At 40.1% G+C, this 4,269-nt stretch carries 1 pseudogene; it reads left to right on the forward strand.

Going from position 1 to position 4,269, the window contains the following annotated elements:
• Positions 1–258: 258 nt before the first annotated feature.
• Positions 259–408: pseudogene (locus tag GB992_RS11885) on the forward strand (KxYKxGKxW signal peptide domain-containing protein); the annotation flags it as partial.
• Positions 409–4,269: the final 3,861 nt, after the last annotated feature.

Consider the following 4,269-nt stretch of genomic DNA (forward strand, 5'->3'; position numbering starts at 1 on the left):
AGCGACCGCTTAAAATACTCGACTGGCAAACACCGTATCAGGTTATGCTGACAAATTTGTCCAAAAATTCGGATTAAATTTGCAATCTACCTTACTTATTTTATAAGCAACCAACTTACGTCAAACCTTAGTTAGATTATACCTGTTTTTAGTTGCATTTTTGATATGTATTTTTTATTTTTAGCACTCAAATGGCATAAGAACACGTTTGTTGATTGACTCATTGAATGCAGTAAATTAGGGGGGTACATCATTATGATGCATCAAAATAATCGAAGTTTATGGTCAGCCGAAACTGAATCTAAGCTTCACTATAAAATGTATAAGGCTGGTAAAATGTGGCTTTTTGCCGGCATTACATTGTTTATGTTTGGCGCTGCAAGTGGGCTGAGTACAAGCTCAGCGCACGCGGATACAACAAATGCGGCTCAAAGCAGTATTTCCGCTACATCCAGCACATCAGACGATTTAAACACAGCAAATACATCTAGTGTTACTAAAACGTCGAGTGTCGACAATGCTTCAGCAACATCGAATACGCAGAAGAGCAGTATTTCCGCGACGAGTGCTAGTTCCGTTACTGTAAGTGCTGTTCAAAAGTCAGATGCAACCAATACTGAAAGCAAAAGTGTAGTAGCGTCATCCGAGCAAGCGTCTGATAATAAGCTTGCAGCTACTACATCAGCTAATGAGACAAAGAACGCAGACAGTGTGACTTCTGCCTCTTCCCAAGTGTCACAGTCAGAAGCCAACACAAAAGTAGGAAATGGTGCTTCTACAATTTCTGATAACATCTCAAGTCAGGCAACGACTAGTGCTACTAGTGCTAATGTAAAAGTTTCAGAAAATCAGGCATCTGAGAACGTGGCGTCCAGTACAACCGTTAAGCCTGTTGAAAGTAGTGCCACATTGATCAGTCCCAATAATGAACAAATCAGTGCTGTTAAATCAAAATTGGCAGACATGGCCTCGCAAACAGGACAAGCGCAATCATTTGCACTAGTGGATGACACAACATCAACAACATCAACAACATCCACTCAGATGACTGGTGTCACACTTTTGGCACAAAAAGATGCTCAAACTTTATCAAATATCAGTTTGCCAACGGATTTAACTTATATTTTAAGCAAGGATCGTTCAACTCTTTATGCGTTGTCCGATGCAACATATTTAGGAACGCCATTATTGCCAGCTTATTTTCAGGGCAATGTCATTAAAACCGTTGTAAACGAAACTAAGGCGCAGTACGCCCAATCTGTCATTAACTCACTAGCATCCACGGTACAGACTGAAGTAAGTTCCGACGGCAAGGGATTAACCGCCATTACTCCAGGTGGTGATAATTACACGACTGTTGATTTTGGTAATTATTATGCAACGATTTCAGATCAAACTAGGCAGCAGTATGCCCAAAACCAGATTGCAGCTTTGCCAACTGGTTTGACTGCGCATGCAAGCGATAACGGCAATACCTTATACATCGTTACTCCCGATGGATACACTGGCAAACAGTATGGCACTTCCGACTTTGGACAGTACTATCAATCAGTTGAAATGACAACTGAGCTTCAATATGAACGTGAAGTTGCAGCGACAGCTATTCAAGCGCTACCTTCAGGTACTGAAATTACAGTCGGCGGTGTTGGTGACCTAGTTAAACATACACTGACCTTAACAAGTCCAGCGGGTAATCCGATTACGCTTAGTGGGGATGCCACGAACGGTTATTATGTAACGTTTGATGTTTATGACAACAAGACTGGTCAAACGTTAAAACAGCAAAAATACTTTATTGGTACTTTATTTAGTAACGTACAAGTAAATACACCAAATTCCATTTTTAGCAATATTGCCAATTTAAATACAGCTAGTTATGGCTATAAGGACGCTCTGTCAGATATTCAATATTCTGCTGTTGTTGACTGGGAAGATATGTTAAATCACCCACAAACCTGGCAGGGTGCTTCATTCCCAACTTCTGGTAGTTTACTTCAAAACGATCAGGATACTTACCATCAGACGGTTTATGAGATTGCCGTGTTATTTAAGGATTATGTAAAACAACTATCCCAAACTTTGCCGACCTATTTCAGCAATGCAGATAACGTAAAAAAATTAATTTCAACAACTTCAGGTGACTGGCTTAATTTTACTAATCCAAGCGGCAAACAGTGGTCCGGTACATCGAGTGATACGGCAATTGCTCAGAATGTAAACAATTGGGGAGCAGGTTCCGTATTCGGGCAAGGAGCAGCAAATCCATTTACGCCTAACAATCAAGTTATGGCGGACTTTGGAAAGTTATCAACAGCACAAATAACTCTTTTCCCACACTCAGGCGCAACGGGACTGATTATTGACAGCGTTGCAGGAATCCCAGGTGGATGGGATTCGTCAGCGCTTAATACAGCTCAAAGCTTGATTTCAGGAGGTACACTGGTTGCCGCTGCTGGACATGTTAAATTTTCAGGATTAATTCAAACTATTCAAATGATCAAAAATTTGACACAAGAAGGTTTAGTCAACGGCGTTGTTTTATCTAGTTTGTTAACACTAGGTGTTAATCAAAATGACGCTGGTTGGGGTATTCCTTTAACTGATACTGGATTAATTGGGACAATTAAAAAAGATGGATTATTGCACTTTAACCCAACAACTCTTAGTGATACTGGTACGTCATATTATGGAATTCCTAAAAGTATTGCTGCCGCTCTTTGGTTTGATAAAAATGTGCCAGATGCTTGGTTAGATGGTTTATCTAATGAGTTTAAAAATTCTGATAACATCGTTAGTTTGGGTCATATTGAAACTGATAGTACGAATCATACACATGATCAAGACGGATGGCAGGTTTCTATTGATCCAGTTACCGGTTTACCAGTAGGGTCTGTTAACTATACTGAAGATACAGCGATTCCCAGTATTCCGTTTGTTTCAAAAGATACAATTAAATCGACGTTAGGTCTTTCATTGAAGAACGCTGATAATGTACCAACTCATTTTGATAAAGATACTGAAAGCATTTATCAAACGTTGGTATCTACTATTGTTAGTGCGCTAGCTAATCAATATTCTCAAGGTATGCAAGCAGCTTATGCGGCAATGACAAAGATGTCCAGTACTAAAGTGTCTGACAGCAACGTTGCTAACGGACTTGATGGGAAGATCACGACGACTACATGGCAATCAGATACGGATCAGCTTAAACAAGCATACGATGCTGGTTACGCTGCTGCTTTGACTTGGTTACAAAAGTATCAACAGCAAGGTATTGCCGACGCATTGTCTGGTAACGGTGCCGTGTCTGATCCTATTGGTACTTATCAAGGCAACATGCCGTTTAGTCTTATGAAGGGTGCAGCTGCAACTTCAACTGCTGATCAAATTGCTCAGATAAAAGCGAATACACGTGTCAGCCAGATGTTGCAAGATGCATACTTGAACGCATACAACTCAGCTAATAAAGCGGTGACAGACTTTTCAAAATCTACTGATCTTTCAAATGCATTGACTGGCACTAGTACAACTGGTGCTGATAGTTATGCTTATTTGAGTACCTACAAGAAGATTTATCAAGCGGCCTTAGGTAATTACAAAGTATTTAGCACAACGGCAGGTGACACTGCGTCACAATTGGCAGCAGGCCCTAACATCGTTGATATGGCTGCTTCATCTGTTGTAAAAGCCTCTATCGTGAACGGTGTCTATACGACTGTGTCCAAAATTCCGGCGGGTACGACAATTTCTGCTGATAGAATGGTTAGTCCTGCGTTTTCAACATATTTGACAAATACTAAGCAAACAGCTGTGGCTAGTGCTTTGGCAAATGTTTACAATAAGGCTTACAATGCTCAGATTATTTTGGTCAACAATGCTTATACGGCAGGACAGGCTAGTTTGTTGAATGATGTTACTAAGGCCATGACAGATGCTGATGATTTTCAGAATACGGGTAAATATACTGCTGCGACTAATTTTAGTATGCCAGTAGATAGTGGATTGACAGATGCTTCTGGTCATGAAATTCAGAATCATATTGTTTACTCCGCGACTCAGGATTATACATGGAATACAACCGATAAAGATGGTACTGGTAGTCAATTCTACAAGTTAGGCTATGCTGATGAACAGAAGAATGTTAAATCGATCAACGTTAAATATATGGAAAAGGCAAATTACAAGTTTAATCCGAACAAGCCCGGAATCTTTCAATGGCAGTCTGTTGATGATGTATTTTTAATGGTCGTTGATTAATTAGTTCAAGTG

It is taken from the genome of Furfurilactobacillus milii (genome assembly GCF_009863985.1).
GTDB classification, from domain to species: domain Bacteria; phylum Bacillota; class Bacilli; order Lactobacillales; family Lactobacillaceae; genus Furfurilactobacillus; species Furfurilactobacillus milii_A.